The organism is Streptomyces sp. NPDC087420 (assembly GCF_044744165.1).
In the GTDB taxonomy this organism is placed as follows: Bacteria; Actinomycetota; Actinomycetes; order Streptomycetales; family Streptomycetaceae; genus Streptomyces.
Window position 1 is genome coordinate 428860 of the sequence record NZ_JBIUXU010000006.1, and the last position, 22530, is coordinate 451389.

The following is a 22530-nucleotide window of genomic DNA, read 5'->3' on the forward strand; positions in this document are numbered from 1 at the left end:
CACGGGTCGCGCCGATGTGACTGATGTGACTGATGTGGTGGGGGAGCTGAGGTCTGTGCCGTTGATTGGTTCTGACCCGGCGACGGTGGGGGGCTACACCCTGGTCGACCGGCTCGGTTCCGGCGGCATGGGAATGGTCTATCTGGCCCGGTCGGCGTCCGGCCGCGAGGTGGCCGTGAAGCTGGTGCACGCGCAGTTCGCGGAGAACGACGAGTTCCGGGTGCGCTTCCGGCAGGAGATCGCGGCGGCCCGGCGGGTGAGCGGTGCTTACACCGCGCCCGTGGTGGACGCGGACCCGGAGGCGGAGCGTCCGTGGATGGCGACGCTGTACGTGCCGGGGCCGACGCTCGCCGACCGGGTGACGGAGGCCGGGCCCCTCGCCGGCGCGGAGTTGCGGACGCTGGCCCTCGGCCTGGGCGAAGCCCTGCGGGACATCCACCAGGCCGGCGTGGTGCACCGCGACCTGAAGCCCGCGAACGTCCTGCTGGCCGAGGACGGGCCGCGTGTCATCGACTTCGGGATCTCCCGCGCCGCCGACAGCCAGGCGCTCACCACCACCGGCCGCGTCTTCGGCACGCCGCCCTTCATGTCTCCCGAGCAGATGAACTCGACGCGCGGTGCCGGTCCCGCCTCGGACGTGTTCTCCCTGGCCGCCGTCCTGGTGTTCGCGGCCTGCGGGCGGGGGCCGTTCGACGCGGAGAGCGCGTACCTGACGGCGTACAACGTGGTGCATCTGCCGCCGACGCTGGACGACGTGGCGGAGCCTCTGCGGTCGATCGTCACGCGCTGCCTGGAGAAGGACCCCCGACGGCGGCCGGGGCTGGGCGAGTTGCTGCCCCTGCTCCAGGGGCTTCCGGGAGGCGGTGCGACGGGTACGTGGCGGGTGGCCGCGCCCGTCGCGACCACGTGGGATCCCGCGCGCCGGCCCGCCACGCGCCCGCGGCGGGCACCACGACGCCGGGTGCTGCTGGCCTCCTTGGCCGCGGGCCTGGCCCTGGCGGGACTCGGCGCGGTGGCGGTCGACTGGTACGGCGGGACCGGCGGGACGGGGACCGGTGACGTGGCGGCCGGGGCCCCGACGGGCTCGGACGACTCGGGCGCCCCCGCACCGACCCTCCCGAAGGGGTGGCAGCCCTGGCAGACGACGCTACGGACAAAAACACCCCTGTACGGGTCCGGCGACTCCGGCAGCGGGTGTCTCGTCTCGGGCGAGGCGCTCTACTGCGGTGGTGAGGGCTTCACCGCCGCCCGGCTCGACGCCGCCACCGGCAAGACCGCGTGGCGGTTCTCCGCGGGCGTCGAATCGTCCACGCCGGTGCTGGCGCGGGACGGCGTCGTCGTGGTGAACGACCACGAGGGTCCCGCGTGGTCGACCGACACACGGCAGTGGGTGACCGGGCTGGGCACCGACGACGGAAAGGCGCGGTGGACCCATTCCGTCGCCGACGGCGCGCGGGCGGCGGCGTTCGGGACGTGGGTCGTGGTCCTGTCGGCGGACGAGCGGAACCTGATCGCCATGAACGCGGCCGACGGTACCGAGGCCTGGCGCTTCCCGGTCCCGGCCGGCGCGTACTGCGACCCCTGGACGGGCGACGACGCCCTGTACGCGTTGTGCTACGCGGCGGACGCACAGTCCGACACGGGTACGCTGTGGCGCTTCGACCCGGCGAACGGCGACCCGCACGAAGTGGGCGCCGTCCCGTTCCACGCGCGGCCGGCGGGGGTCGACGGGTCCGACCTGGTGCTGCTGGAGTATCCGGTCGACCCCAACGGCGAGCCCCTCGCGTACTCCTCGGTGGTACGGGTGGACACCACGACCGGCACCACCCGCCGGGTACCGCTGCCGAAGCGGAGCCGGATCGCGAAGGACGACGCGATACGGCTGATCGGCGGAACCCTCTACGCGGCGCGGGCCGACGGCACGGTCTCCGCGATGTCCGCGCGCACCGGCGAGGAGCGGTGGCGCCGGGCCACGGAGGTGCAGAACCTGTCCGCGCCGGTGTGGTCGGAGACGTACGACGAGCTGTACTTCGTCACCGGCTACGGAGGACTGCTGGCCCTGGAGAAGGCCGGCGGCGACGAGGTGTGGCGCACCCCCGCCCGGGAAGGCGCCGTCCCCCGGGCCGAGGCGGGGCCGCCCCAGGTGTACCTGAAGGACGACGCCATCGTGGCGCTGACGGGGGGACTCGCGTTCTCCGTGAGCCCCGTGGAGCCGGACGCGCCGGCCCCGCTCCCGTAACACCGGACTCACTCCGGCAGGGACTGTTCGGTCCAGACCGTCTTGCCCGAGGACGTGTACCGGGTGCCCTGGTGCTGGGTGAGCCGGCCGACGATCGTCAGGCCCCGCCCGCCCTCGTCGGTCGCGCGCGGACGGTACGGGTGCGGGCCCGCCCCGCTGGTGTCGGAGACCTCACAGATCAGTACGCGCTCGTCGCGGATCAGACGCAGACCGATGGGCCCGCCGGAGTAGCGGACGGCGTTCGTCACCAGTTCGCTGACCACCAGGGCGGTGTCGTACGCGAGGTCGTCCAGCAGCCACGCCGCCAGCTGGCGGCCGGCCCAGGCGCGGGCCGTGGAGACGGTGGCGGGGTCCGGCGGCAGGGTCACGGCGGCGACATCCTCGGGGTCCAGGGCCCTGGTACGGGCCAGCAGGACGGGAGGCCTCCGGTCGAGAGGCAGGTGGCGCAGGACGCGGTCGGCGAGTCGGGGCAGGTGCGGTGCGGAGTGGATCATGGCTTCCCGGAGCCGTTCCGTGGTCGGGTCGTCGGCGTCGTCGTCGGCGCCGGCGCACTGCGGCGGGTGCGGTTCGTGTTGTTCTCGGATACCGGTGCTGCCACCCCTCAGCAGCAGGGTGCTCCCCGCCGGCGTCTCGAACTCGGTGGTCTCGAAGGGCTCGTCGCCCGTTCCGAGGGCGCTGTGCGGAGCGAGGCGCGGGGTGGTGACCTCGCCGTCCGGGTCGGCGACCAGGACCGACGGATCGCCCGCCCGGGCCGCGACGCAGCGCTCGGTGGTGGGGTCGTAGATCACGTAGAGGCAGCTCGTACCGGGCTGGTTGCGGTCCAGGGGCTGCCGGTACGGGGCAGGCCGCCGCCGGTCCAGGCGCGTCACGACGTCGTCCAGGCGGGCCAACAGCTCGTCGGGCGGCAGGTCGAGTGCCGACAGCGCGGTGATCACCGCTCTGAGCTGGTGCATGGCGACCGCGGCGGGCACCCCCCGCCCCGTCGCCGTGCCCACCACCAGGGCCACCCGCGCGCCGGACAGCGGGAGCACGTCGTACCAATGCGCGGCGGAGGCCTCGGCCGGCCCGCGTCCGTGGGCCGCTTCGAGCGCGCTGACCGCCGGCGGTTCCTCCGCCTCGGGGGAGTGGCGCAGGAGCCGGGCGAGCGCGTCCTCCTCGATCCGGCGGCGGACGGTGTCCAGGGTCAGCGCGGCGCGGTTCGCGAGCCGCGCGGCCTCCTGGAGGCTGTCCTCGCCGAACGGGTTCGACCCGGCCAGCCGGTACAGGACGAACAGGCCGAGGACCACGCCCCGGACCGTCAGCGGAAGGACGATCAGGGAATGGGCCCCCGCCTCGCGGATCAGGCGTGCGCGCCCCGGGTCGCGGGCGAGCCACCGGCTGCTGTGGCTCAGATGGCGGATCAGGCGCGGACGCAGATCGGACAGGCTCTGCCGGAACGGCGTCGCGTGCGGGACGTGGCTCGTCCCGCCCACCGCGTACGCGCTCCGGGCGACGTCCTCCCGTGTGGTGGCGAAGGCCGCGCACCGGAACTGTTCGCTCCCGTGCACGGGTCCGGGCGGCGGCACCTCACCGCGCAGCAGCTGTTCGAGCACGTCCACGGAGGACGCGTCGGCCAGCGTGGGGACCGCGGCGCCCGTGAGGTTCTGGGCCGCCTGGAAGAGTTTCCGGGAGAGGACTGCCGAGGGGGTCGGGGAGGAGAGCGCGGACGGGACCGCGGTCCTGCGGGCGGTGGGGCGGGAGGTCATCGTGTTCATCCTGGGAGGAGATGCCGAACCTGTCACCTACGAGCCTGCCGCCCGGGCGGCCCCGCGGCGTCGGCACTGCCCCGCACGCTTTTTTCCGCCTTCCGTGCCGCCGGGTGCGGGCTTGTCCCCGCCGGCCCGCACGGTCACCGCACGGCCGGTGCGGGTTCCCCGCATCCTTGATCGCCGAGTTCTCGTGGAGCGGTCCCGCGATCTACGGTTGGGGCATGGACGACGTCGACCGCGTCACCGGTGGGAATCCGTCGCCACGCCTGAGCGTGGTGCTCGCGGACGACCACCTCGTGGTCCGCGCGGGCATGCGGCTCCTCCTGGCCCAGGACCCCGCGTTCGAGATCGTCGCGGAGAGCGCCACGCTGCCGGAAACCTTCGCGGCCGTGGCCCGGCACCACCCCTCCGTCCTGGTCCTCGACCTGACCCTGGCCAGGCAGTCCAGCCTGGGGTCGATCCCCGACCTGCTGGCCGCCTCACCCCGTACCCGCATCCTCGTCCTCACCATGCAGGAGGATCCCGCGTTCGCCCGCGAGGCGCTGCGCGCCGGGGCCACCGGCTACCTGCTGAAGGAGGCGGCCGCCGAGGAGCTTCTGGGGGCCGCCCGCCAGGTCGGCGCGGGAGACACGTACGTACAGCCCTCGCTGGGCGCCCGCCTGGCCGTCACCGGCCCCGACCTCCCCGGCACGGGGCACGACGGCGCCCTGACGGCGCGCGAGGTGGAGGTGCTGTCCCTGCTCGCCCAGGGCCACACCAACCAGGAAATCGCCTGGCACGAGCACGTGTCCGTACGGACGGTGGAGACGCACCGCGCCAGGATCCGGGAGAAGCTGGGGGCCGAGACCAAGGCGGACCTGGTCACCGCGGCCCGTGAGCGTGGGCTGCTGGCATGATCCACCTGTCGCGGGCACGGGCCGGCACGGTCGCCGAGGCGGCCGGTTCGTTCCTGCTCCTGATCACGCTCGCGTTCGAGGTCGCCCATCACTCGCTGACCGTCGAATTCGCGCTCTGCCTCGCCGCCGGCACGTCCTTCCTGGCGGCCGCGGTGCTGAGCCCCGAAGCCCGGCGGCCCTGGCTCGCGGTCATCAGCGGGATCTCGTACGTGATCGCCGTCGCGCTCCTGGTCCGTATGGTCGAGGCGCCCCTGCTCAACGGTCTGCACCTCGTCCCCCTCACCCTGATCGCCTTCGCCGCGGCGATAGGACGCCGGTCCGCCCTGCGCCACCGCAGCCTCGACCGGGAGTGGATCCAGGCCCGCCGGGACGGGGAGGAACGGGAGCGGCGGCACTGGGCCCGCGAACTGCACGACGACACCCTCCAGGAACTGGGCGCCGTGCAGATCGTGCTCACCTCGGCGTCCGCGAGCGACCGCCCCGGCGCCATGAAGGAAGCCATCGACCAGGCGCGGCGCCTGGTCGGCAACCAGATCACCTCGTTGCGCCACCTCATCGCCGAACTGCGCCCGGTCGCCCTCGACCAACTCGGCCTGCGCCCGGCCCTGGAGGCGCTGTGCCGGAGTACGTCGGACAACTTCGGCATCGACACCGAACTGCGCGTGGGGACGCGGTGGGACCAACTCGGCGCGAAACTGAGCCCCGAGGCGCAGGCCCACGTCTACCGCATCGTGCAGGAGGCGGTGACCAACGCCGTCAAGCACGCCCGGCCGACCCGGATCCAAGTCGACCTGGACAACGACAGCCACTCCCTCTCCACGAAGGTCACCGACGACGGCGACGGCCTGACGCCCGCCGCCGCGGCGGCCCTCCGCGCCCCGCCCCGTACGACCGGCTCCGGCGGCGGCATGGGCGTGGCGGCCATGCGTGAGCGCGCCGACCTCCTGGACGCGCACCTCACGGTGCGGTCGACACCCGGGGAAGGCACCACCGTCACCCTGAAGGTCCCGATCCGCGGCATCGGCGTCCGGCTCCACCGGCGGTAGGCGGGCCCCGGAGGGGCGCGGATCCGCCTGCCGGGTTCTGGAACGCCGTCGCCGCCGCCGACGTTGAACCCGCATGACGATCTATGGCGATGATGAGACGATAAGAGACATTCTTACCGGAACGGGGGACACCTGGGCCGTGGTCGGCCTGTCCAACAACGAGGAACGGGCCGCCTATCGGGTGGCCGACAAGCTGCGGCGCATCGGCAAGAGGGTGGTGCCCGTGCACCCCAAGGCCGAGGCGGTGGCGGGCGAGCAGGGGTACGCCTCGCTCGCGGAGATCCCGTTCCCGGTGGACGTGGTGAACGTGTTCGTCAACTCCGACCTGGCGGGCGATGTCGCCGACCAGGCGGTGGCGCTCGGGGCCAAGGCGGTCTGGTTCCAGCTGGGCGTCACGGACGAGGCCGCGTACGACAGGACGCGGGCGGCCGGACTGCGGATGGTGATGGACCGGTCGGCGGGACGGGAGATCACCAGGCTCGAACTGCTCTGACGGTCTCCGCCCGGCCGGTCTCCACCTGACCGGTCGCAGCTGTGACAGAGGGGGCGGCCACCGTGTGTTATTGGAGAGATGTGCGGTCCCTCCACGAACACGCGGTGGCCTTCGTTCATTGTCGCACCTGCGGGATCCCCGGGGCAGTCCTCCTCCTGTGGGTGACCTTTCGCGCACATGTGCCCGTGGGGGTGGGGGCACCTCTCGGCCTAGGCTGACAAGCAGTTAGTCGGACGCCGTTGTCCCTCGCGGGACGGCGGTGTGGCCGCTGGTTCGTGGACCGGTTCCGCGCCGAGAGGGAGGCCGCTCATGGCCAGTACGTTTCAGGAGCGCAAGCTCAGGACGATGTTCGCCGCGTTCGACGCGGACAGCGACGGCTACCTGCGCGAGGAGGACTTCAGGGCGCTGGTCGCCCGCTGGAACCGCCTTCCGGGAGTGGACCCGGGGACGGAACTGCGCGCCCGGGTGGAGACGCTGCTGATGGGATGGTGGGCGGCGCTGCTGGAGACCGGGGACACGAACGGGGACGGCGCCATCGACATGGGCGAACTGCTCGCCCTCGTGGACAAGTTGCCCGCCATGGTCGCGGATGTCACCGCGACCGCCGAGACCGTCTTCGACGCCGTGGACGCCAACGGCGACGGCGTGATCTCTCCGGAGGAACACCGCCGGCTGGTCGAGACCTGGAACGGTCGGCCCGTGGACATGACGGGCGTCTTCGAGCTCCTCGACCTGAACGGCGACGGGCATCTCAGCCGCGAGGAATTCGCCCTGCTGTGGCGCCAGTTCTGGATGAGCGACGATCCGGCGGAGCCGGGCAACCTGCTCTGCGGCCGGGTCCCCGACCGGTCGGACCGGTGAACCGCCCCTGACCGGGCCGCCGCGCGGGCCCCGGGATAAATCGTTCGGCAGGACCCGGGGTGCGGTGAGATGATCGCGAGGCCCGCGCGGCTCAGGGGAAGCGAGATCAGGCATGGCGATCATCCACCACGTCACACTGAAACCCGGCAAGCTGGAGCTGCTCGCCGGGTGGCTGCCCAGACAGCCGTGGTACGTCGGCAAGGGCGACGAGGCGGAACTGGCCAAGGTGGGCGGCTTCCGGCTCGACGACCCGGACGGCGCGGTCGGCATCGAGTTCATCGTGGTGACGGACTGGTCCGGCGACGAGCCGGTCTCGTACCAGGTGCCGCTCAGCTATCGCGACGCGCCGCTCGACGGCGCGGACCACGCGCTCGTCGGCACCACCGAGCACGAGGTGCTGGGACGGCGATGGGTCTACGACGGGACCCACGACCCGGTGGTGGTCGCCCAACTGCTCGCCCTTGTGCGGGGCGAGGCGCGGGCGCAGGACCAGAGCGTGAGCCAGACCCCCGACCCGACGGTCACCACCTTCTTCGGGGGGAGCGGTGAGCTGGGGGCGATCAGGTCCACGAGCGTGACGGACGGGACGTACGGTACGCGTCTCCTCGTACGGACCGGCGCCGGCGCCGGCGCCGACGGGCCACGGACCCGCCCGGACGCCGAGCTGACCGTCCAGGTGAACCGTGTCCTGCGCCCGGGCGAGGGTGACGTGGCCGCCCGCGCGGAACAACCGCTGGGGTACGTCTCCGCCGAATGGCTCCTCCCGGACGGCACCACGGCACGGAACCTCTTCGCCGTTGTCTGCACGCGGCCGTCGCCCTGAGGCGGACGCTCACGACGTGGGGGTCGCGCGCCGCGGGTGCTGTTGTCGGCGTACGGGTCGCGCGGACCGCTCAGCCACCCGCACCCGCCGCGTCGTGCCGCAGCCACACATAGGCGACCGGCTGGGCGGCGTTCCAGCCCTCGGCGAGGCTCGCCTCGACCGGCAGGTGAGCCTGTACGTCGTCGTCCCGCTGCCAGCCGTCGACCGTCCCCGGGGACACCGGGAACTCCCGCCGCCCGCACCACATCGCGACCTCTGCGGCCGACGTCGGCCACCCCGCCACCGTGGCGGCGTCGACCGTGGCGAAAGGAAGAAGTCTCATACGCGCACCTTCTCAGCCGGCGTCCGGCGGACGGACGGCAGCCGTCCACTCCGAGACCCGGCGAGGGCGGACGAAGGGCGTGCGGCCGTGGCCCCGGCGGGCTCCCGCGCGCCGACCGATCGGGTGGAGCCGCGCTGTGCGGGCGCGTCTCCCGTGGCTGATGATCATCGTCGTCAAGCTGCCCCGCCCGGCCGAGTCACAGGAGGCCCCATGCCCATCACCCCCATCGACCATTCCGTCACCCGGTACGACCTGACGCACGCGTACTGGCTGGCCAGAGCCGCCGAGCTGGCGTACAGCGACGCCGACGCGGCGCGGGAGGAGACGGCCGCCTGGGGGTTCGACCGGTTCCGGCACTTCGTGTCGCCGCACGCCCTGCCCTTCCCGCTGGAGGACACGCAGGCCTACGTGGCGGGCAGCGACCGGATGGTGGTGGTCGCGTTCCGGGGCACCGAGCCGACGCAGATCAAGGACTGGCTCTCCGACACCAGCACCCCGCCCGTCCCCGGCCCCGGCGGCAAGGGCTTCGTGCACTTCGGCTTCCACCAGGCGCTCGCCTCGGTCTACCCCGAAGTGCGCGACACCGTGGCCGAGTTCGGCGCCGACGGGCAGAGTGTGTGGTTCACCGGGCACAGTCTCGGCGGCGCGCTGGCCATGCTGGCCGGCACCCGGCTGTGCCTCGACCGGCCCGGAGTCGTACCGCAGGGCATCTACACGTACGGGCAGCCCCGCACCTGCGACCGCCTGCTGGCCGCCGCGCACAACACCGCGCTCAAGAACCGCACCTACCGGTTCGTCAACAACAACGACATCGTGCCCCAGGTCCCGCCGGAGCCGGTGTTCACCCACGTCGAGGCCATCCGGTACTTCGACGCCGACGGTGAACTGCACCACAGGATGCCGCTGTTGACCGGGCTGCGCGACCGGGCCAAGGGCCTGACCGCCGACCTCCTGGCCCCCACCTCGGACGGGATCCGCGACCACTTCATGGGCGCCTACCTGAAGAACCTGGAGAAGAACCTGCCGAAGACGCCCGCCTGATCACGGGGGTCATCGCCGCCGCCGCATCTTCCAGCTCGCCCACGCCCCGACCGCGAGCACGGCGGTGACGACCAGGTCACCGACCTCGCCGGGCCCGTCGGTCCCCGGGCCCGCCGACGCGAAGCTGCCGACCGCGAGGGCGGCGAGGAGGACGGCGAGGACGGTCCAGAACGACGCTTTCACGGCAGCCCCCTGCGGATGGGATGTGGTGACCACCGTAACGGGGTGCCGGGCTCCTGCCCCCCCGGCAGCCACTCGCCCCGGCTACTCGAACCGCGCGGTGTCGCCCGCCCCGCGCCGTACGATCTCCATCTCGTCGCCCGAGAAGTCGATGACCGTCGTCGGCTCGGTGCCGCAGTCGCCCGAGTCGATCACGACGTCCACCACATGGTCGAGCCGCTCCTTGATCTCCCAGCCCTGGGTCAGCGGCTCCTCCTCGTCGGGCAGGAGCAGGGTGCTGGAGAGCAGCGGCTCACCCAGTTCGGCGAGGAGGGCCTGGGCGACGACATGGTCGGGGATCCGGACCCCGACCGTCTTCTTCTTCGGGTGCAGCAACTGACGCGGCACCTCCCTCGTCGCGGGCAGGATGAAGGTGTAACTGCCGGGCGTCGCCGCCTTGATCGCGCGGAACACGTCGTTGTCGATGTGCACGAACTGACCCAGTTGCGCGAAGTTCTGGCACACCAGGGTGAAGTGGTGACGATCGTCGAGGTTCCTGATCGACCGGATGCGGTCGATGCCGTCACGGCTGCCCAGCTGGCTCCCCAGGGCGTAGCAGGAGTCGGTGGGGTACGCGATGAGCGCGCCGGACCGGATGCTGTCCGCCACACCGCTGATGGTGCGTCGCTGGGGGTTCTCTGGGTGCACATCGAAATACTTCGCCATCCGGCGAGCTTAAGGCCCCGCGCCGCGAACGATCTCCGACGGGCCGGGTGCGTCGCCGCCCACCGGCCCGCCGCGAAGGTTGGCCAAGGTTTTTACGTCGCCGGGCTTGGCCGCGTGGCCCCCTCGGAGCACTGTGTGATCAGCGGCCCCACCGGGGTGGTGGGAACACCGTGGGAGAGACAGACGTGGAACGAGCCGGCGGGACGGGCGACGGGGCCCTCACCCTGGAGTCACTGAGCCCGGAGCCCCTGCTCGGGCGCGAGTACCAGGACCACCCGGAGGTGGTGCACGAGCGCCTGCGCCGCCGGCACGGCGCCGTGGCCCCCGTGGATTTGCTGGGTGTGCCCGTCTGGCTGGTGCTCGGCTATCCGGAGGCCCTGTACGTCCTCCAGAACGACGAGCGGTGGCCCAAGGGCATGCGGCACTGGCGGGCCCGCAACGAAGGCAGGGTCCCCGCCGACTGGCCGCTCGCTCCCGCGCTGACGGCCGAGAACCTGATGGCGCGCGGCGGCTCCGACCACGCCCGGTACCGGGCCGCCTGGGACGCGGCGCTCAAGCCGTTCCAGGACCCGGGCCATCCGCAGGCCCGCAGGCTCAGGGACAACATCCGCAGGACGGCGGACGAACTCATCACCCTCCTTGTACGAGCGGGCCGTTCGGGTACGGCGGACCTGGCCGCGCAGTTCTCGCGCCCGCTGCCCCTGATGGTCGCCGGCGAACTGCTGGGCGCCTCCGGCTCCCAGGGCGACGAGGCGCTCATGGACATCTGGCGGATCCTCGACGCGGGACCGGACGCGTCCGCCGCGTCCGCGCGGGTCCTGGCCGCCATGGGCAGACTCGGCGAGGAGAGGCGGAACCGGCCGGGCGAGGACTTCCCCTCCTACCTGCTCGCCGCGCGACCCCACCTGACCACCTCGGAGCTGGCCCACGAACTCACCATGCTCATGGGGATGATCTCGGACCACGCGAGCATCCTCATCACCAACGCCGTGGTCGAGATCATCACCGGCGACGGCCGCGCACGCGCCAGCCTGTCCGCCGGAATGATCCGCGAGGCCGTCAACCATGTCGCCCTCAGGAAGCCGCCGTTGGCCAACTTCGTCCCGCGATTCCCGCTGAAGGACGAACGGTTGGGCGAGTACGTCATCCGCGCGGGCGAACCGGTGTGGATCGCCACGGCCGCCACCCACGCCGACCCGCGCTTCGCGGGCGGTGCCTCGGCGGGCCGGGCGGCCAGTACCCGCGCGCACCTGTCCTGGGGCGCGGGCCCACGCCAGTGTCCGGCCCGTGAACTCTCCACCGTCCTCACCACGCTGGCGCTTGAGCGCCTGTTCGAGAGGTTCGCGCACCTCGAACTCGCCGTACCGGAGGATCAACTCCCCTGGCGCTCCTCACCGTTCGTACGGGGACTGCGCGCGCTGCCCGTACGGTACGAGGTCAAGGCGGGCGAGGCCATTCCCTCCGCCGGCCAGGAGGCGGCCGGGGAGCGGGACAAGGACGGGGCGCGGCTCGCCCAGGGCTCCTCGATACGGCGGTTCCTCGCGGGACTGGTCACCGGGACGATCGATCCGAACGCGTTCTAGGCGTACCGCCCGACGCGACCACCGGCGACCACCGGTTTTCCTCCCGCACGGCGTTCCGCGCGCCCGTCACCGGGGGCCGTGCTCCTCGGTGATGTCGCCGTCGTTCAGTTCCAGGACGCGGTCCGCCAGCCCGAGCCACTGGGCGTCGTGTGTCGCCACCAGCGCCGTCACGCCCTCGCTCCGTACCACCGCCCGGATCAGGTTCATCACCACCATGCCCGTCTCCGCGTCGAGTTGGCCCGTCGGCTCGTCGGCGATCAGCAGCGCCGGCCGGTTGGCGAGCGCGCGGGCGATCGCGACCCGCTGCTGCTGGCCGCCGGACAGCTCGCCGGGGCGCTGGGCGGCGTGTCCGTCGAGGCCGACGAGCGAGAGCAGCAGCGCCACCCGCTCCTCACGCTCGCGGGGGTCCGACCCGCGTATGCGCAGGGGTATGCCGACGTTCTCGGCCGCCGTGAGGATCGGGATGAGTCCGAAGGACTGGAAGACAAAACCGATCCGGTCGCGGCGCAGCCGCAGCAGCCCCGACTCGTTCAGCCCGGCCAGGCCCACCCCGTCGACGGTGACACTCCCGCCGTCCGGGGTGTCCAGACCGCCGATCAGGTTGAGCAGGGTGGTCTTTCCGGAGCCCGACCGGCCCTTCAGCGCGACCAGTTCGCCGCGCCCGACCGTGAACGAGACGCCCCGCAGGGCGTGGACGGCGTTCTCGCCGGTGCCGTACGAGCGCCGCAGCCCCTCGACCCGCACCATCGGGTCGTGGATCAGCGTCTCCACCGAAGCGCCGGCGGGGCGCGGATCGGATGCCTCGGCCATCACATACCCCCGTCGGTGGTGTCGCCGGACGCGCGCTGCTCCGGTTCGTCGGACGGCCAGACGCCGATGTGGTCCCGTTCGAGTTCCAGCGCGACCCGGTGTCTCATGCCCAGCGCGGCGAGATGGTCGGCGGGCAGCTGGAGCCGTCCCGCGCGGTCCAGCATCGCGTACTCCCGTGACACCACCGACTCCCTGCCCTCGGCGTCGATCTCCGTGCGGCGCAGCACCTCGGAGGAGGTGCGGCCGTCACGGATGGCGACGGTGCGCCGGACCTCGCTCGCCACGGCCTGGTCATGGGTGACGATGACGATCGTGGTGCCGAGCTCGTCGTTGGCGCGGCGGAACGCGGCGAAGACCTGCTCGCCGGTGGCCGAGTCCAGCTCTCCCGTCGGCTCGTCGGCGAGCACCACGGAGGGGGAGTTGGCCAGGGCCACCGCGATGGCCACCCGCTGCTGCTGGCCGCCGGACAGCTGGTACGGACGGCGGTCCCGGCACTCGGTGATCTCCAGCATGGACAGCAGGGACTCCACCCGCTCGGCCTTCTTGCGGGAGCGGCCCCGCAACTGCATCGGCAGGGCGATGTTCTGAGAAGCAGTCAGGTACGGGAGCAGGTTGCGCGCGGTCTGCTGCCACACAAAGCCCACCACGTCGCGCCGGTAGCCCAGCCGCGCCTTGGCGTCCATGGCGAGGAGGTTGTGGCCGCCGACCCGGGCCGCGCCCGCGGTGGGCACGTCCAGGCCCGCGAGGATGTTCATCAGGGTGGACTTGCCGCTGCCCGACGCCCCGACGAGAGCGATCAGGTCGCCCTTCTCGACGCGGAGATCGAGCCCCTGGAGCGCCTGCACCTCCACCCCGTCGGTGGCGAAGATCCGGACGAGGCGGTCACAGGCGATCAGCGCGTCGTGGTCGTCGCGCACCGCGTCACGGCGGGCGGTCGCGCGCCGCTCCAGTTCCGCGAGCGTGGTGTCCGTCATCGGGCGTCCCCTGTCCTGAGTCGGTCTGCGGATCCTTGGCGGGCCGCCCACCGGGCCTGCACCGCGGTCACCGTACCGGTGAGCACCACCACGGCCAGCGCGGAGAGCGCGAGGGACCAGGGCTCGGGCCGCAGCGCGGCACCACCGGCGGCGGTGAGGCCGGTGGCCAGACCGGGCGCGGCGGCGAGGGCGAGCCGGGTCACGTCGACGCCGGGCGCGATCAGCAGGATCGTCGCCCAGCCCGCGAGCGCGCCGCCCGCGGCGGCGAGTACCGCCTGTGGCAAGGCCTCCAGTGCGAGCAGCCGCCGCCCCTGCCGGGACGTGAGGCCGAGGGTGCGCAGGAGAGCCAGGAGGGAGACACGCTCGGGCGTCGTGTGCACCAGCGAGAGCAGCAGGGCGACCACGATGTAACAACCGCCCGCCAGGATGGAGGCGTGGTAGATCAGCTTGGCGCCGGTCTGGAGCGGCGAGTCGACCAGCCGCGCCCGGATGTCGCCGCGCAGCTGTACGGACTGTTCCGCACCGGACGCGCGCACCGCGGCCCGCAGGGCCTTCCCGTCCAGAGCCGTCCCGTCCGGACCGCCGCCGGAGACCAGCAGGGTGGTCGCCGTGCGCTGCGGCAATCCGGCACGGTCGACCAGCAGGAACTCCGAGGAGGCCGTCGCGGGCGTCCGCGAACGGACCGCGACGACCCGTACCGTGAGAACACCCGCGAGGGTGGTGATCTTCCGTGGGGTACGGCCGAGGGCGTCGGCGACTCCCGGCGAGACGACCACCGGCAGGACCCCGCCCCCGGACGGCCCGGACGGTGTGTCCGCGCCCAGCACACCCGCGGGGAAGCCGCCCAGGTCCGTGTCGCGCGCCAGCCCCGCGTACGGATCGGGATCCACGCCGGCCAGGGTCGCGTGGAGGGGGTTCGAACTGCCGGACCGCGCCCCCACGTTCACCTGGTGCTCCATGCGTACGGCGATCACCGACCGCACTCCGGGAACGTCCCGGACCGCACGCTCCGTACCGGCAGGCACCACGAGTGTGTCGTTGGGCGAGGAGATCCGCGCGTCGGCGCGGACGGCGAGCAGCGCCGCCCGGTCCCGCGCGTCCGCCGTGCCCGCGAGGACCGCCTGCCCGAAGGCGGCCGTGCTGAGCGCGATGATGAGGACGAGCAGGGTCAGCGTCCCCGTCGCCGGCGCGCGGCCGGCCCGCGCCAGCGACAGGAACCCGACCGGGCCGCGCAAGCGTGTCGCCGGGCGCGCGGCCAGGCGCAGCGGCAGCGGGTACAGCCGGACGAGCACGGTCGCCGTGATCAGCCCGATCAGCACGGGCGCGGCGCTGACGAGATGGTCCCCGGAGTCGGTGGTGCCGCGCTGCCGCAGCGCCGTGACCGCGCCCACGGCCAGGACCAGCAAGGTCAGTTCGGCGACGGTACGGCGCCTGCTCGGCCGGCCGCGCACGAGGTCGTCGCGCTCCCCGTACACCTGCGGCGTGCGGTGGGTCAGCACCGCGCGGAGGGGGAGCGCGGCGCAGGCCACCACGGCGACCGCCGTCGCGGCGAGCACGGCCGGGCCCGTCCGGCCCCCGGGCACGAGGAGGACGGCCACCAGCAGCCCGAGCACGGCGGCGGGCAGGGTGACCACGGCCGTCTCCGCCAGCAGTCGGCCGCCGATGCCCCCGAGGGAGCCGCCCCGGGCCCGTACCAGCACCAGTTCGGTGTGGCGGCGGCTCGCGGACAGGCCGCCGGCCAGCGCCAGGACCACCACGGCGACCGTACCGATCCCGATGGCCGCGACGGCGACCACGGGGGTGATCGCCGAGCGCAGCGACTCGTACGCGTGGAGGATCTCGTCCAGATCGGTGTCCAGGGAGGCGTTGGCCCCGGCGGCCGACCTCAGGCGCGACAGGGCCGGTCCGTCCTGGAGCGAGGCGATGCGCTCCGACAGCGCGCTCACCTCCGGTCCGGTGAGGCGGCTCGTGTCCGGTGCGACCCGCCAGTAGCGCTCGGGCTCACCCGCCGTACCCAGCAGGGCCGGTGCCGCCCCGGGGGCGAGCAGCAGCGCCGCCTCCCAGTAGAACTGCGGTGGTTTGGCGCCGGTGCTGCTGAGGTGAGGCGTCCGCAGCAGGCTGTCCGCCGTCCAGTAGCTCCCCGACGGCCGGACCGGGTCGACGATGCCGGTGATCCGGACGGTGAGGGTCGGGCTGCCCGCCCTGCCGACGTGCAGCACCGTGCCGACGGAGAGGTGCAGTGTGGTCGCCGTGGCGGACGACACCGCCGCCTCCACGTTCCTCGTCGCCGCTGTCACCCGCCCGTCGGTGGTCGGCAGCCGGCCGCCTCTGACGGTGGAGTGGCCCGCCAGACCGGCCTGCGCGGCCAGGGCGAACTCCGGGAGCAGTCCGTCGTGGCGCGGCAGCCAGGGGTCGATCCCGGTCAGGGTCCTGCCGGTCCTCACCCCCCGGGCGGACTGGCCCGTGTCCGCGCGGAGCGGATCGGCGAGCAGGCCGGACACCTCGCGCTGTACGGCGTCCACACCGCTCGGCCGCAGCTTCTCCTCCCGTGCGGACAGGGGGAGTTGGAAAGAACGCTCGGGCGAGTGGAAGTTCAGCACCCGGCGCTCGGGCGACGCCTCGGCGACGGCGTCGCGCAGCCCCCGGGTCTCGTACGTGTCGACGGTGCGGGGGAAGGCGGCGGCGAGGAACGCGGTCAGGACAACAAGAAGGGCGAGGACAAGGGCCGTTCCCGGCGCGGTGCGCAGCCGGGTCCTGACCCAGGGGGCGACGGGGCGCTCACGGCGGCGCCCGGCCCGTCCCTCCTGGCGTTTCTCGTGCTTTGTGCCGCCTGTACGGCTGGTCATGTCAGTTCGCCCCTCGGTGGCGCAGTGTCACGGCGGGGTCGGCCGCGCGGGCGGCGACGACGGCGACGGTCAGCAGGGGGAGGGCGGCGACCCCGGCGATCAGCAGAGCCACCTGCGGGAGCGGCAGTTGGACCAGCACGGGCGGCAGGGGGGCGGTGGCGCGGCTCGTCAGAACGATGAGCGGGACGACCGTCCTGGTCAGGGCGGCGCCCAGGGCGAGCCCCACCAGCAGGGCGATGCCCACCAGCACACTGTGCTCGGCGGCGACCGCCACCACCAGCTTGCGCCGCGGTGTGCCCAGGGCGTGCAGGACGGCCAGTTCCGCCGAACGCTCCCGCAGTGTGCCCACCACCGTGACGGCGAATCCCACCGCGGCGAGCGCGGCGGCGGCCACGGCGACGGCCAGCAGCGCGGAGTAGGGTCCGGCGCCCAGCGGGTCGTTGAACAGCTCGTCGGCGGCCTCGTCACGTACCAGCACATCCGCCGGGTCGACGTCGGGACCGGCGCGGAGGGCCTTCGCGACCTGACCGGCGGCGCCGGGGTCCGTGCTCAGCCACCACTCGTTCGGCACGAGCGAACCGCCGTCCCGCTGCGCGAGCACCTTGTTGACGGTACGGAGATCGAGCAGCAACGCCCCACCGTCCGCGCTGTTCCCGGCTTCCGGCGGCCCCTTCGCCGCAGAGGCCGCTCCCGCCGTCACCGTGTCGTCCGGAGCGGTGGTGGGGAGCTGTCGCACCGCGCGGATGAGGGTGACCTGTATCCGCTCACCCGCCAGGGTCACGTCGACGCGCTGCCCCTCCTCGGCCCCGGTGGCGCGCAGGAACCCGTCCGTGGCGATCCCCGGAACCAGCTGGGGGACGGGTGACCGTACGGCGTCGACGCGCAGCTCCAGGCTTTCGGCCGGCGGGTACGGGGTGTCCGCGCCCACGCTCGAACGGAGGCGGTACGGCACGGACATGGGCGCCTCACCGGTCGCGGTGGGCCGCAGTGCCGCCGGCTTCCCCGGCACCGCGTCCTGGGTTGTCGTCGCGGCACCGCGCCAGCGAAGTCCCCCCGGTACGGGGACGGTTCGGGCCGCGCCCGCCCGGTCCGTGACTCCGACCCGTACGACATCCAGCCGCTGACCGCTCCGCGCGCCGGGGGGCACCGGTCCGTCCGCGTGCAGACCGGTGAGGGTCAACGCGCCGTGAAAGGAGCCGCGTTCGGGGCCGGTGTCCAGGTCGAGGGAGAGGGAACGGACGCGTCCGTCGGCGGGCACCTCCCCGGCGGGCAGGCTGTAGAGGAGGCCGTACCCGTCCTCGACGAGGACCGTGACCCTGGGCGCGAAGTGCGCCCGGGCACTGTCCCTGCCGGTGGCGTCCTGGCCGATCCTGACGTCGAGGGTGAGCCGGCGTGTGTCCACGGGCAGGGGGATGCCGGGGCGCGGTGTGTCCCGGGGCCGGAGCGGTGTGAGCAGCCGGTCAGCCTGCTTCTCCGCCAGGTCCTCCCGAAGGAGCAACCGGTCCCGCGCGTCCTCGGTGTCCAGCGCCAGTACGGTGGCGGTGCGGCCGTCCGACAGGGCCGTGGTCGTACGGTGGGCGGGAGCCGCCGCCCGTACGCCCGGCAGCTCGGCGTAGCGTCCGGCCTCCCCGGGCGTGACGACCTGGTGGGACAGGACCCGGACCGACGTCCCCGCGCCGAAGTCCGCCTGGTCGTTCTGCGACCGCTCCCAGGAGGCGTTCTGGCCGATGGCCAGCATCCCGGTCGCCACCGCCAGGACCAGCAGCAGCACCGACCCCGCGCTGCCCAGCAGCCGGCGGCTGAACTGCCACCCCGCCAGCGCCGCCGACAGCCCCCGCCCGCGTGCCGCGAGCCGCTCCGCCAGGCGTGCGGCGGGCGGCAGCAGCCGCAGGGTGAGGACGGTTCCGGCCAGCAGCGCCAGCGCCGGCGCCGCCACCAGCAGTGGATCGATACCGAGGTTGCCGTCCTGGTCGCCGGTGAGAGCGCCGCCCGTCCGCCGGGCCAGCTGCCAGAGCGCCACGGCCGCCACCAGCAGCAGGCCCACGTCGGCGCCCGCGCGCACCGGCGCGGGCAGCGAGGCGGCCCGGCCCAGGGCACCTGCCGAACCGGCGAGCGCGGGCACCAGCACCGCCGCCGCGCAGCACGCCGCGACCAGAACCGCCGTGAGCCAGACGTCCGCTCGCGGGACACCGCCGAGCGTCAGGTCCAGCCGGCCGAGGACGGACCCCCGGGTCATCAGCCGCACCAGCGGACCCGCCAGCAGCGGCGCGCCCACCGCCGCGGGGAGGGAGAGCAGCAGCGCCTCCAGCGACGCGAGGCCCGCCAGCCGCCCCCTGGACGCCCCCCGGGCCCGCAGGAGTTGGGTCTCGGCGGTCCGTTCCGTGGTCAGGAGCCGGGCCACCAGGAGCAGGGCGTACGCGGCCAGCAGGACGAGCTGGAGCGCGACGATCATCAGGGTGGAGCGGGAGACCAGCAGCGCGCGCTCGGCCCGCGTGAGGACCGTGGCCAGGTCGCCGCGTACGTCCACCGAACCGACGAGCGCGGGATCCTTGCCGAGCGCCGCGATCCCGTCGGTGGCCGCCCTACGCAGCGCGCCGATCTCCCCGACGCCCGTCCCGGCGAAGTCGGCGGTCACGAGCCAGCCCGTGTCGCCGCGGCTGGTGCGCCCTGACGCCAGCACCGAGGGATCGGCGAGGAGCGGTCCGTACGTGGTGAAGACGAGGTGGCTCACGCCGCGACCGTCGAGGCTGTCCAGCGTCCAGTACGGATCGCCCTGGTCGAGGGGCCGGTACAGGCCGGTGAGCCGTACGGTCAGGGGTTTGTCGGACACCCGGTCGGTGAGCGTCAGCAGCGCGCCCGGCCGCAGTCCCAACTGCTGGGCGGCGAGCTGGGGGAGAGCGACGGGCAGTGGTTCACCACCGCGTGCCGTGGAGGCGGTCCCTGTCGTGGGACCGGGCAGCGTCCCGGCCGTCAGCTCGACCTTGGACGGGTCGAGCGCCGCGAAGTGGGTCAGATCGGGGTACGTGGAGTCCGCGGCCGGATCCTGGAGGGCGCGGGGCAGGGCGTACGCACCCGACCGCTCCAGCCTGCGCACCGTCGTCGGCAGTCCGTCGAAGGTCTGCCGCGCCCCGCGGACCACGGCCGCCTGCGCCGCGTCCAGCTTCTCCCCGGGCAGATGGGCGGTGACGACCAGCGCGGTCGACGCCCCCTGGTCGCGGGCCAGAGCGTGCCGCAGCGAGGCGTCACCGACGGAACCGGACAGCGCCACGAGGGCGGTCAGTACGCACGTGGTGAGCAGGACGGCCAGAAACGCCGCGGCGAGCAGCAGCCGGTGCGCCCTGATCCGGAACAGAACGAACCCAGTCACCCGCCCCCCCACTCCCCAGCCCCCGGGAGGGGGCACCACAATTTGAGGGACAATACAACATACGTACGTTCCGGCCAGGCGGAGCCGGTGCTCGCCCCCGGGGGGAGCCTTGCCGGCCGATTGGTGCCGCCGGACACGCCCTAGCCGATCAGTGCCGCCGTGATCTGGCGGGTGGTCTGCGCCGCGATCCGGGGGTGGGTGGCCGCGTAGGAGGTGTACGCGTTCAGCCCGGTGGCCAGGGCCCAGCCGCGGCCCCGGGTCCAGGTGGCGTCGTCCACGTCGAGGGCGGCGCGGAAGGCGGCCCGGCTGTCCGCCGACATCAGGGTGAAGGCGATGGTCAGGTCGCGGGCCGGGTCGCCGATGCCGAGTTCGCCGAAGTCGATGACCGCGCTGAGGCGGCCGCCGACGGTCAGCAGGTTGCCGGTGTGGAAGTCGCCGTGGAACCAGACCGGGGGGCGGTCCCATGCCGGGGCGTTCAGCGCCGCGTCCCACAGCGCGGTCGTGGCAGTGGTGTCGAACGTGTCGCCGACCCGCGCGATGGCGGTCCGCGTCGCGCGGTCCCGGTCGGCCAGCGGCCGGCCGGTGAGGCCGTCGCGGGAGCCTTCGACCAGGTCGGGGCGGGGTGCGAACTGCTGAAGGGCGGTCAGGAACCCCGCCAGTTCGACGGCGGCCGCCGACGAGTCGGCCAGCGCCCCGACCGTCGCGACCTCGCCGTCCAGCCAGCGGGACACCGCCCACGGCCACGGATAGCCGAAGCCGGGCTGTCCGACGGCCACCGGCACCGGAACGGCCAGCGGCAGGCGCGGAGCGAGCCGGGGCAGCCACTCCGACTCCTTCCTGGCCTGCCCGATGGCCCCCGCGTGGCGGGGGAGCCGTACGGACAGCTCCTCACCCAGCCGGTGGATCACATGGTCCGAGCCGGCCGGATCGAGCAACTCCAGCGGCAGCGCGGCCCATTGCGGGAACTGCGTGTCGACCAGGTCCCTCACCAGCGCGGCATTGATCGCGGGCAGGGTGTCCGCGATTTCCTCGGTTGCCAAGAACAGCTCAGCTCCTGCGGGTGGGCCCGCTCCGTGCGGCGGGCGGCCGGTCGTGGGACGACTGTCACGGTAAGGGGTGCGGGACACTGATGGCAACTGCTTGTCATTCCCTGGCAACCGAAACTGCTCGTTCCGGGATCCAGAAAGACTCCTTGCCAGGTGGGAGCGTGGGCAAGTGGTTGCCTGCCATATGGGACCTTGGCTATGCTCCCGGCGGGATCGTGCCCCTTGGTGCCGCGGGAATTCTCATCTGATGGGGTCAACGCCGTCGCGCACCCTGAATATTGGGATGCAGATGATGGAACAACCGCTCTTCGGCCGCCGCGTCAGAGAACTGAGACGTGCGCGTGGACTTTCTCAAGCCGCTCTCGCGGGCGACGAGCTCTCCACCGGATATCTGTCCCGCCTGGAATCAGGGGCGCGGCAGCCCACCGAGCGCGTCATCGCCTACGTGGCGCGGCGGCTGGGAGTCGACCGGCGTGTCCTTGAGGCGCCGCCGAGCGGTACGGCACTGGCTCGGGCGTTGAGCATCGCGTCCTCCACGGACGGCGACGAGGCCGTGGAGGGTCTCCTGGCCGCCCTCGGCAAGCCCGACGGCGGGGACCCGCTGCTGCGCTGGCGGGCGCTGTGGCTGATCGCCCGCAGCTGGCGGAAGCGCGGCGACACCGCCGAGGAACTCGCCTGCCTGGAGGAGCTGGACCGGCTCGCCGACACCTTGGGGTTACCCGAGCTGCGGTGCCGGGTCTGGGCCTCTCTCGCACGATGTCTGCGCTCCACGGGTGAGACGGGCCGGGCGGTCGACGTGGCGGGCGAGGCCGTCCGGCTGGCGCGGGAGGCCGGGCTGTCCCTGCCGGACACCGCCGCCGCCCTGATGGCGCTCGTGTCCGCGGAGGCCGAGGAGGGGCGGCTGCCCGAAGCCCGCGCACACGTGGACGAGTTGGTCGGGCTGGTCGGGGAGTGCGGTGGCACCACGCTCAGGGCCGAGGCGCTCTGGTCGGCGGCGACCGTACGGTTCCGCCAGGGCCACCAGGAAGCGGCGCGGGATCACATCGAGCGGGCGGTCCAAGGGCTCGACAGCCGTGCCGACGTGACCCTGTGGGCACGCCTGCGGCTGGCCGCCGCCTCGCTGTACCTCCAGAGCGGCCCGCCGCTGACCGGTCCGGCCGCCGCGCGCCTGAAGGAGGCGGAATCCGCGCTGGGCTATGTGGGGACGCCGCTGCTCAACCAGGAGTTGCTGACGCTGAGGGCTCATCTCGCCTTCGAGGAGGCACGGTTCGCGGACGCACGCGCGCACCTGGACGAACTGCACCGGGACGAGATGCGGCTGACCCACCGGGACCGGCTCCGGGCGGGCATCCTCGACGGCCGGCTGCTGATCGTGGAGGGGTACGAGAAGGAAGGCCGCCGGCAACTCGAGGAACTGGGCGGGAAGGCACCGCGGGCGGACGACGCCGACCTACCCGACACCGACAACGCCCAAAGGTTGCCAAATGTTGCCAGGAATGGCAACATCTGAGACGCCCCCCGTTGTCGATGCCGTCCAGGCCGTCCGAGGG

18 protein-coding genes are annotated in these 22530 nt (G+C 73.3%); 9 read left to right on the plus strand and 9 right to left on the minus strand.

All coding sequences use genetic code 11. The annotated features are described in order from the left end of the window. The first annotated feature begins 55 nt into the window (after positions 1-55). Positions 56-2239 (plus strand): PQQ-binding-like beta-propeller repeat protein, encoded by a 2184-nt coding sequence (locus tag ACIO1C_RS15055; RefSeq protein ID WP_401862990.1) that lies wholly within the window; start codon positions 56-58, stop codon positions 2237-2239. An 8-nt stretch (positions 2240-2247) separates the two neighbouring features. Here the strand turns inward: ACIO1C_RS15055 and ACIO1C_RS15060 are convergent, their stop codons facing one another. After that, entirely contained in the window at positions 2248-3993 is a 1746-nt protein-coding gene (locus ACIO1C_RS15060; protein WP_401862993.1) for a SpoIIE family protein phosphatase, read from the minus strand. A gap of 215 nt (positions 3994-4208) precedes the next feature. Between ACIO1C_RS15060 and ACIO1C_RS15065 the strand changes: the two genes are divergently transcribed. The 5 genes from ACIO1C_RS15065 (at position 4209) to ACIO1C_RS15085 (ending at position 8106) form a co-directional block, all read left to right on the plus strand. Then, on the plus strand, positions 4209-4883 hold the full coding sequence (locus tag ACIO1C_RS15065; RefSeq protein ID WP_401862996.1) for a response regulator: 675 nt from the start codon (positions 4209-4211) through the stop codon (positions 4881-4883). Next, entirely contained in the window at positions 4880-5929 is a 1050-nt protein-coding gene (locus ACIO1C_RS15070; protein ID WP_401862999.1) for a sensor histidine kinase, read from the plus strand. The genes ACIO1C_RS15065 and ACIO1C_RS15070 overlap by 4 nt, the downstream gene beginning before the upstream one ends. A gap of 79 nt (positions 5930-6008) precedes the next feature. Beyond that, positions 6009-6422, plus strand: coding sequence for a CoA-binding protein (locus ACIO1C_RS15075; protein WP_401863211.1), 414 nt, complete (start codon positions 6009-6011; stop codon positions 6420-6422). A 309-nt stretch (positions 6423-6731) separates the two neighbouring features. Continuing rightward, positions 6732-7283 (plus strand): EF-hand domain-containing protein, encoded by a 552-nt coding sequence (locus ACIO1C_RS15080; protein ID WP_401863002.1) that lies wholly within the window; start codon positions 6732-6734, stop codon positions 7281-7283. A gap of 112 nt (positions 7284-7395) precedes the next feature. Beyond that, on the plus strand, positions 7396-8106 hold the full coding sequence (locus ACIO1C_RS15085) for a 1,4-alpha-glucan branching protein (protein WP_401863004.1): 711 nt from the start codon (positions 7396-7398) through the stop codon (positions 8104-8106). Between the two features lie 70 nt (positions 8107-8176). Here the strand turns inward: ACIO1C_RS15085 and ACIO1C_RS15090 are convergent, their stop codons facing one another. Then, the gene (locus tag ACIO1C_RS15090) at positions 8177-8428 is read right to left on the minus strand and encodes a hypothetical protein (protein WP_401863006.1); all 252 of its coding nucleotides are present in this window, start codon (positions 8426-8428) and stop codon (positions 8177-8179) included. Positions 8429-8638: 210 nt separating this feature from the next. On the opposite strand from ACIO1C_RS15090, the gene ACIO1C_RS15095 reads away from it, so the two are divergent. Further along, the gene (locus tag ACIO1C_RS15095; protein ID WP_401863009.1) at positions 8639-9469 is read left to right on the plus strand and encodes a lipase family protein; all 831 of its coding nucleotides are present in this window, start codon (positions 8639-8641) and stop codon (positions 9467-9469) included. 9 nt (positions 9470-9478) lie between these two features. Here the strand turns inward: ACIO1C_RS15095 and ACIO1C_RS15100 are convergent, their stop codons facing one another. Beyond that, complete coding sequence (locus ACIO1C_RS15100; protein ID WP_401863011.1) at positions 9479-9652, minus strand: hypothetical protein; 174 nt, start codon at positions 9650-9652, stop codon at positions 9479-9481. Between the two features lie 81 nt (positions 9653-9733). Then, positions 9734-10354 carry an L-threonylcarbamoyladenylate synthase gene (locus ACIO1C_RS15105; protein ID WP_167034923.1) on the minus strand — a complete coding sequence of 207 codons (621 nt, stop codon included), beginning with the start codon at positions 10352-10354 and terminating at the stop codon, positions 9734-9736. A 170-nt stretch (positions 10355-10524) separates the two neighbouring features. Between ACIO1C_RS15105 and ACIO1C_RS15110 the strand changes: the two genes are divergently transcribed. Then, positions 10525-11937 carry a cytochrome P450 gene (locus tag ACIO1C_RS15110; RefSeq protein WP_401863014.1) on the plus strand — a complete coding sequence of 471 codons (1413 nt, stop codon included), beginning with the start codon at positions 10525-10527 and terminating at the stop codon, positions 11935-11937. Positions 11938-12003: 66 nt separating this feature from the next. On the opposite strand, the gene ACIO1C_RS15115 is transcribed toward ACIO1C_RS15110, so the two are convergent. The 5 genes from ACIO1C_RS15115 to ACIO1C_RS15135 all read right to left on the minus strand — a co-directional run bounded on the left by ACIO1C_RS15115 (position 12004) and on the right by ACIO1C_RS15135 (position 20974). Next, entirely contained in the window at positions 12004-12684 is a 681-nt protein-coding gene (locus tag ACIO1C_RS15115; RefSeq protein ID WP_401863213.1) for an ABC transporter ATP-binding protein, read from the minus strand. 62 nt (positions 12685-12746) lie between these two features. Then, a complete protein-coding gene (locus tag ACIO1C_RS15120; RefSeq protein ID WP_401863016.1) occupies positions 12747-13721 on the minus strand; it encodes an ABC transporter ATP-binding protein in 975 nt (324 codons plus the stop codon). Beyond that, complete coding sequence (locus ACIO1C_RS15125; protein ID WP_401863019.1) at positions 13718-16567, minus strand: FtsX-like permease family protein; 2850 nt, start codon at positions 16565-16567, stop codon at positions 13718-13720. The genes ACIO1C_RS15120 and ACIO1C_RS15125 overlap by 4 nt, the downstream gene beginning before the upstream one ends. Before the next feature lies 1 nt (position 16568). Then, on the minus strand, positions 16569-19934 hold the full coding sequence (locus tag ACIO1C_RS15130; protein ID WP_401863022.1) for an FtsX-like permease family protein: 3366 nt from the start codon (positions 19932-19934) through the stop codon (positions 16569-16571). Between the two features lie 140 nt (positions 19935-20074). Further along, positions 20075-20974, minus strand: a complete 900-nt coding sequence (locus ACIO1C_RS15135) for an aminoglycoside phosphotransferase family protein (protein ID WP_401863024.1) — start codon at positions 20972-20974, stop codon at positions 20075-20077. 289 nt (positions 20975-21263) lie between these two features. Here ACIO1C_RS15135 and ACIO1C_RS15140 point away from each other — a divergent pair, with 289 nt between their 5' ends. Next, a complete protein-coding gene (locus tag ACIO1C_RS15140; RefSeq protein ID WP_401863027.1) occupies positions 21264-22490 on the plus strand; it encodes a helix-turn-helix domain-containing protein in 1227 nt (408 codons plus the stop codon). The last annotated feature ends 40 nt before the right edge of the window (positions 22491-22530 follow it).